Below are 3,381 nucleotides of genomic sequence, written 5' to 3'. Positions count from 1 at the left end.
GCCCAGGTCATGCGCGGGATGGTCGGGATGTTGTTCTTTTTGGCGTAGTACATGCAGTACAGCGAGAACATGATCAGAATGAGAATGCCCGGACCAATACCGGCCAGGAACAGTTCACCGATCGAGACTTTGCCAACCACGCCAAACACGATCATGCCGATCGATGGCGGGATCAGAAAGGCAATGTCACTGGCATTGATGATCAGCGCCATGGCGAACTTGTCTTCGTACCCGGCCTTGAGCATCTTGGGGCGCAGCGGACCGCCCATGGCAACCACGGTGGCCTGTGTCGACCCTGATACGGCACCGAACATGGTGCAGCCAAGGGCCGTGGTCACCGCAAGGCCACCGCGCACATGACCGACAAAGGTCATGGCAAGGTCAATCAGCCGGTTGGCTGTATGCCCCTTTGTCACGATATCGGCGGCAAAGATAAACATCGGTACCGCGATCAGTGCGACCGGTGATATGCCCGTGACCATCTGCTGAATCAGGATGCGTTCGGGAATGGGCATGTAAAACATGAAGGCAACGACGCTGGCCGTTGCAAGCGGCACCATCATGGGGAAGCCAAGGACCAGAAGGACCAGCATCACCAGAAGGATTGAAGTACCTAAATCCATTTTCTGTTCCCCCTTACAGATGATGCTCGTCGGCGTCGTCAAACTTATCCTCGACCTGATAGGACAGGTGCGTCCCGGGCTTGAGGATATTGGTCAACGCGGCCAGGACAAACTGGATACCGGTTACACAAAGACCAAACGGTACAATCAGTACGGTCAGGTAATACGGGATGCGCAATGCCGGGGTTAACCGGTTCGATGTGATCAACGAGGAAACATAATCAAGCGAATACCACGCCAGAAGGAACAGCAGGCTGGCCGTTCCGAGCGTGATGATGATCATCATGACCTTGCTGGCGCGCGGGCCAAGCATGTCGGTAAAGGCAGACATGCGAATGTGCCGTCCCATGCGGGCGGCCTCGCTGATGCCGACAAAGGTCACAAGAATGATCAGAAACTGATTGAGCTCTTCGGAAAAGAAGATGCTCGAATTAAAGCCCAGACGCATGATCACGTTGGCAACGGTATTCACCGCCATGATCACGATGCTCCATCCGAGAAGCTGTCGCTCGACAAACGACAAGCCGTGATCAAGCTTTCTCAGAATACCCAACGCCCCGCCGCTCGGAGCGGGGGCCTCCCCGTTTGAACCTGACATAGAACCTCCTTGGTGCGCGTGCGAGACATTATTGCAAAACGTGCTTTGTGGCTGTTGGTTCCCCCCACACGGGTTGTCTTCTGCTTCACGCCAATCGAGTCAGAATAAAAACGCTTTGTGATGGTTCAATCAGATTTTTGTCATGAGACAAAATCAATACATGACATCGAAGGCATGAACGCCCGGCATTTGATCCATGGTATGGCGAATTTGGATCAGGGCGTGCTGTGCGGTTGGTGTATCGGGGGCGCCGCCAAGGCAGATGCGCATGGCGTTTGGTCGCGGCACCTTGACTGTCATGAACGGGTCGGAAATTGTGACCGCAACGCCGTTTTTGCGCAGTTCAGAGGCAAACCATTCCTCTTGCCAATGTTCGGGGATGCGGACCCAGGCGCTTAGTGATGTCGGGTGGTGGCGGACGACGGCGTCACCCAGAATGTCGGCCACCAGTGCCTGACGTTCACGCATCAGGGCGCGTTGGACGGTAACTGCCTGATCGATGGTGCCATCGGCAATCCAGCGTGCGCCGATCTCGGCCATCAACGGAGTCCCCATCCAGCCGGTGACACGCAAAACGCTGCTGGCGCGAATCGACAAATGTGCAGGTACCGTCAAAAAGCCGGTGCGAAGGCCGGGCATGACAACCTTGGTCAGGCTTGAAACATGGAAGCCGAGCTTGGGCAGAAAGCTTGTGATCGGCGGCAGGTTTTCTTCAAGCAGCGGGCGATAAACATCATCTTCGATGACGTAAACACCATAATGTTCAGCGATTTCAGCGATGCGTTTGCGGCGTTCAACCCCCATCAGACAATTGGTCGGGTTGGTAAAGATCGGGGTGACGACAAGGGCCCGGACCTGACGGGTGCGGCATTCCCGTTCGAAAGCATCGGGCAGGATGCCTTCATCATCGGTCGGCAACGCGCCCAGCTTGAAGCGCAGGATGCTGGCCGATCCAATGACACCATGATCCGTCAGGCTTTCGGTCAGGACGACATCATCGGGCTGAATAACCGTGGAAAGGGCGGTAAACACCCCTTGTGCGGCGCCGTTGGTGATCAGAAGGTTGGGGATGTCGACATCAACGCCCATCCCTGACAGCCAGGTGCGGCCGATCTCGCGGTGGTATTCGAACCCGGCCACCGGACGGCAGCTTTCCATCCAGCTCTGGTTGGTTTCTTCGGCCAGTTTCGCATGCATCTGACGCGACAGATCATTGTGAAAGTCAGTATAGGCCGCGCGGACGATGGAAAGATCAATCAGGTCGGGCTGGCGGCTATCAAGAATGAAGGATGATGCCCGGTCGGTAAGGCGGGCCTGAACGAAGGTTCCGCGTCTGCGTTCGGATCGCAGATAGCCCTGGCGTTCGACTTCCTTGTAGGCCGCACTTACTGTCTGGACACTGACTTTCAGGCGATATGCCAGCTCGCGATGGGTTGGCATTCGCACATCATGGCGAAGCCTGCCAGATTCAATATCTGTAATGATCGCTTCGACGAGTGTCTTGTATTTCGGACCTGTTTCGCCACTTAGGTCGATTTCAGGTAACCACATGATTTTATTTCCACCCCTGATTTTTAGGGTCAGAACCTACTAATTTGGTTGGAATGGTCGCTCAGATTTGTGCGGATACGCGGAGCGAAACCGCCGGAAGATCAACATCTTGCAAGGTTTTGCGACAAAGTAGGTCGTGCAAATCTGAACGATCCAGAGGACAGGGCTTATAATTGCAAACTCCCGCGTCAAATCCCTTGAGCGGGGTACCAACCCGCTCAGCGGGGTTTTCCTCGGATTTCACAAGTATAAGCGCTGCCATTCAAATCAAATTAGTAGGTTCTGACCCTTTGACCCTAACATGACCAACAGGGGTTTGTGTAGGCGTTGAAGTTAATTTGTCATGAGACAAAACTAGCATTGACCTGATGCAGGAACATTTCAACACTTTGCGCGTTCATGACAGTGATGTTCTAACCAAACGCCCCGATTCCGGGCTTCAGGCCGGTCGTTGTGCGTATATAACACGGGAGACTTCGATATGAGTTTGAACAAACTCCTTAAAGCGACCCTTTCTGCTGCTGCGCTGTTTGCAGTAGCCGGGACCGCTGCCCACGCCGAGGAATGGAAATTCGCCCACGAAGAAAGCCCGGGTGATGTTCAGGACCT

3 protein-coding genes are annotated in these 3,381 nt (G+C 54.6%); all 3 read right to left on the bottom strand.

What is annotated here, in order from left to right:
• Positions 1 to 623: TRAP transporter large permease subunit (locus tag B2R48_RS17330; RefSeq protein ID WP_297003030.1), on the bottom strand; the 623-nt coding region annotated here is incomplete at its 3' end.
• A gap of 13 nt (positions 624 to 636) precedes the next feature.
• A complete protein-coding gene (locus B2R48_RS17325; RefSeq protein WP_232310631.1) occupies positions 637 to 1,221 on the bottom strand; it encodes a TRAP transporter small permease in 585 nt (194 codons plus the stop codon).
• A 153-nt stretch (positions 1,222 to 1,374) separates the two neighbouring features.
• Positions 1,375 to 2,772, bottom strand: a complete 1,398-nt coding sequence (locus B2R48_RS17320) for a PLP-dependent aminotransferase family protein (RefSeq protein ID WP_297003027.1) — start codon at positions 2,770 to 2,772, stop codon at positions 1,375 to 1,377.
• Between the last annotated feature and the right edge of the window lie 609 nt (positions 2,773 to 3,381).

Origin of the sequence: Thalassospira sp. UBA848, assembly GCF_002295455.1 — a bacterium.
Lineage (GTDB): Bacteria > Pseudomonadota > Alphaproteobacteria > Rhodospirillales > Thalassospiraceae > Thalassospira.
Note: the sequence above shows the minus strand (reverse complement) of the source record. Positions and strands in the feature narration are given on the sequence as shown.

Bases quoted from the DNA above. Each gene is read 5' to 3' on its own strand.
- B2R48_RS17325 (WP_232310631.1), bottom strand. From the start codon at position 1,221: ATGTCAGGTTCAAACGGGGAGGCCCCCGCTCCGAGCGGCGGGGCGTTG.
- B2R48_RS17320 (WP_297003027.1), bottom strand. From the start codon at position 2,772: ATGTGGTTACCTGAAATCGACCTAAGTGGCGAAACAGGTCCGAAATAC.